This is a genomic window from Nitriliruptor sp. (assembly GCF_040882075.1).
Taxonomy (GTDB): Bacteria; Actinomycetota; Nitriliruptoria; order Nitriliruptorales; family Nitriliruptoraceae; genus Nitriliruptor.
Genome location: NZ_JBBEBZ010000188.1, coordinates 3,099 through 6,386 on the forward strand (window position 1 = coordinate 3,099; position 3,288 = coordinate 6,386).

General features: G+C 72.3%; 4 protein-coding genes. 1 reads left to right on the forward strand and 3 read right to left on the reverse strand.

The genetic code is table 11. From position 1 onward, the window contains the following. Window positions 1-1,362 (forward strand): sensor histidine kinase (locus WEB03_RS13270; protein WP_368071399.1); only part of this gene is annotated, 1,362 nt, incomplete at its 5' end. A 40-nt stretch (window positions 1,363-1,402) separates the two neighbouring features. Here the strand turns inward: WEB03_RS13270 and WEB03_RS13275 are convergent. From WEB03_RS13275 to WEB03_RS13285, 3 genes are all read right to left on the reverse strand, one after another. Beyond that, on the reverse strand, window positions 1,403-1,750 hold the full coding sequence (locus WEB03_RS13275) for a hypothetical protein (protein WP_368071400.1): 348 nt from the start codon (window positions 1,748-1,750) through the stop codon (window positions 1,403-1,405). Between the two features lie 6 nt (window positions 1,751-1,756). After that, entirely contained in the window at window positions 1,757-2,008 is a 252-nt protein-coding gene (locus WEB03_RS13280; protein WP_368071401.1) for a WhiB family transcriptional regulator, read from the reverse strand. A 302-nt stretch (window positions 2,009-2,310) separates the two neighbouring features. Then, complete coding sequence (locus WEB03_RS13285) at window positions 2,311-3,219, reverse strand: diacylglycerol kinase family protein (RefSeq protein ID WP_368071402.1); 909 nt, start codon at window positions 3,217-3,219, stop codon at window positions 2,311-2,313. Window positions 3,220-3,288: the final 69 nt, after the last annotated feature.

Genomic DNA, 3,288 nt, shown 5'->3' on the forward strand with positions numbered 1-3,288 from the left:
GACTGGCAGATCCTGGCGGACCTCTCGTTCGCCGACCTGGTGCTGTTCTGTCGCGCCCCGGAGACCGGCGAGCTGACCGTCGTGGCGCAGATGCGTCCCTACACGGCGCAGACGATCTACAACGAGGACCTGGTCGGGACGACCTTCGCGGCCGATGCCCGGCCGGGGGTGACGCGTGCCTTCGCCGAGGGCCAGATCGTCCGGGACGGTGAGCCGGACTGGTCGACCGGCGTCCCGGTGCGTGAGGAGGCGATCCCGGTCCCGCTCGAGGGTGACGTCATCGCGGTGGTGACCCGCGAGGCCAACCTGTCGATGGTCCGTGCTCCCTCGCAGCTCGAGCTCACCTACCTCCAGGCGGCCAACGAGCTGTCCGCGATGCTCGCGTCGGGCGCCTTCCCGTTCCCCGACGAGGACCCCGAACGCGAGCTCGCGCCCCGCGTCGGCGACGGGCTGATGCGGCTCGACCCGTCCGGGACGGTGGTCTACGCCTCGCCGAACGCCATCAGCGCCTACCGACGGCTCGGCGTGGTCGACAACGTCGTCGGCCGCAACCTCGGCGACTTCGATCTCGACGACGTCGCCATGCTCGAAGCGCTCGGCGACGGCGAGCCGCTCGAGTCCGAGGTCGAAGCCCGCGGCGCTGTCGTGCTGCGTCGGTTGCTCCCCCTCACCCGCGCACACCACGTCCTCGGTGCTCTGGTGCTGATCCGTGAGGTCACCGAGCTGCGTCGTCACGAGCGTCTGCTGCTCTACAAGGACGCGACCATCCGGGAGATCCACCACCGGGTGAAGAACAACCTGCAGACGGTCGCCTCGCTGTTGCGGCTGCAGTCGCGTCGCCTCTCCTCCGAGGAAGCCCGGCTGGCGCTCGGCGAGTCCGTGCGGCGCATCTCCTCGATCGCGCTCGTCCACGAGACCCTGTCGCAGGATTCCCGGCAGCGGGTGAGCTTCGACAAGGTCGCCGGCCGCCTGCTCGACATGCTCGGCACCGGCCTGACCGACCCCACCCACCCGGTGACCATGGAGCTGACCGGTGGTGCGGGTGAGCTGCCCGCCGAGGTCGCGACCCCGCTCGCGCTGGTGCTGTCCGAGCTGGTCCAGAACTCGGTCGAGCACGCGTTCCCCGGGCGCGGCGGCGCGGTCGTCATCGATCTCGAACGGCGTCCGGCCTCCCTCCACCTCACGGTCAAGGACGATGGGGTCGGGATACCGGAGGGCTGGACCGTCGCGGCGGACGCCAACCTCGGTCTGCAGATCGCGACGACGCTGGTCGAGTCCGAGCTCGGCGGCACGCTCGAGGTGAACCGCGCAGGTCCCGACGGCGGGACCACCTGCGAGGCGCTGCTCCCGCTCCCGCGCTGACGGCCCGTACCGGGGGGGACCGACGGCGAGCGGAGGAGGGTCAGCTCTCGCCCGGGAGGCCCTCGTCCTGCGGGGCCCCGCCCGGGGCGGGGATCGTGTCACGCAGCGTCGGTCCCTCGTCGGCCGGCGTGGCGTCGAGCCCCGCGTCGAGCGAGGGGTCCTGTGCCTGCGACGCTGCGGAGACGCGCAGGATGGTGACGAGGATGGCCACGAGCAGCGCAGCGGTCACGACGACCAGCAGCGGGCCGCGCCAGCGGGAGGCGACCTTCGGCTCGACCGGTTCGGTGGGGCCGGAGACGTAGCGTTCGACGTCCTCCGACGCCGACCGGCCGGTCGCCTCGGAAGGCTCCCGGCCGGGTGGCGTGGTGAGGTAGGTGCGCGTGGGCACGCGGTGTCAGCTGGCCATACGACGACGGCGCTGACGGGCACGCTTGAGGGTGCGACGCTCGTCCTCGGTCAGTCCGCCCCAGACGCCGGCGTCCTGGTTGGTCGACAGCGCGAACTCGAGGCACTCCTCGCGGACGTCGCAACGGGCGCAGACACGCTTGGCGGCGTCCGCCTGGTCGACGGCGGGGCCGGTGGTCCCGATGGGGAAGAACAGCTCGGGATCCTCATCGGTGCAGGATGCGCGTCCGCGCCAGTCCATGTTCGCTCTCCGTTGGGCGTCAGCGACGCCGTCGTGGTCCGGGGGGGCCGGGAGGCCCGCTGCCGTGTCCGGGGGGCCGTGGGCCGCCGCCGGGTGGTGCAACGTCCGAGGACGTCGGAAGGTGCGCGGGGGCCGGACCGCCAGGCTCCGGCACCGCTCGTGAAGTTCTTCACGAAGTGTAGGTACGGGACCGTAACCGACGTGCTCGCGCTGTCAAGGACTTCTGCTTGCTCCAGCACGCACTCGACGTGGACGGCACCAGCTCGCGCGCCATCCGCACGTGCGCGGCCGAGATGTGATGCTCAGGCGAGGACGCGGAGCGCGTCCCGGACCGCCGTGAACGTGACCGACCGGTGCTCGCCGGCGTAGTCCCCGTCCACCATCAGGGGCTGGGGTTCGGTGGCCGTGAGCGTGAAGCCGTCGAGGTCGTGCCAGTAGCGCACCTCGCCGCGGGCGACGTGACCACCCTCGGCGAACGCCCGCGACAGGATCCGCAGGAGCGCCGTCGTCCCGACCGCGGGGATCGCGAGCAGGTCGAGCCCGAGCTCGAACCGGGCATCGGGGTGGGCCCGCATCGGGCGGTCGCCGAGGTAGGTGTACGGGTCGGCGTTGGCGAGCAGGGTGAGCGCGAACGGACCGTGGTCGATGCCGTCGGGGGTCCGGACCGTGATCGCGGTGCCCTCGCGGCGTGATCCGACGAACCACTCGTGCGCGGTGGCGTAGACGAACGCCCCCTGCTTGAACCGACGCTTGCGGTCCGGGTGCTGTTCGACGTGCCGGACGACCGCCGCGTCGAAGCCGTAGCCCGCGTTGAACCCGAAGTACCGCGTCCCCGCCCGCCCGAGGGTGATGCGCCGGTCACGGCCGGCGCGGAGGTGGTCGAGCACGACGGCGGTCGCGTCGACGGCATCGTTGGGGAGCCCGAGGGCCCGGGCCAGCACGTTCGCTCCGCCGCCGGGGATGATGCCGAGCAGGACGTCGGTGCCGGCGAGGGCCTGGAGGACCTCGTTGGCGGTCCCGTCGCCACCGAGGGCGAACACCGCCTCGACTCCCTCGTGGACGGCGCCGGCGACCAGGTGGGTGGCGTGACCCCGCTGCTTGGTGGCCACGACCTCGAGGTCGACCGTCGACGCCAGCGCCGACGCGATGACGTCGCGGACCCCGTCGTCGGTGGTGGTCGCGTTCGGGTTGAAGACGAGGAGCGCTCGCACGAAGGATCCTCGCTCGGAGGGGCAGGCGAGGCTAGCCGTCGGTCCCGTCGGTCCCGTCGGTCCCGTCGG

Bases quoted from the DNA above. Each gene is read 5' to 3' on its own strand.
- WEB03_RS13280 (WP_368071401.1), bottom strand. From the start codon at position 2,008: ATGGACTGGCGCGGACGCGCATCCTGCACCGATGAGGATCCCGAGCTG.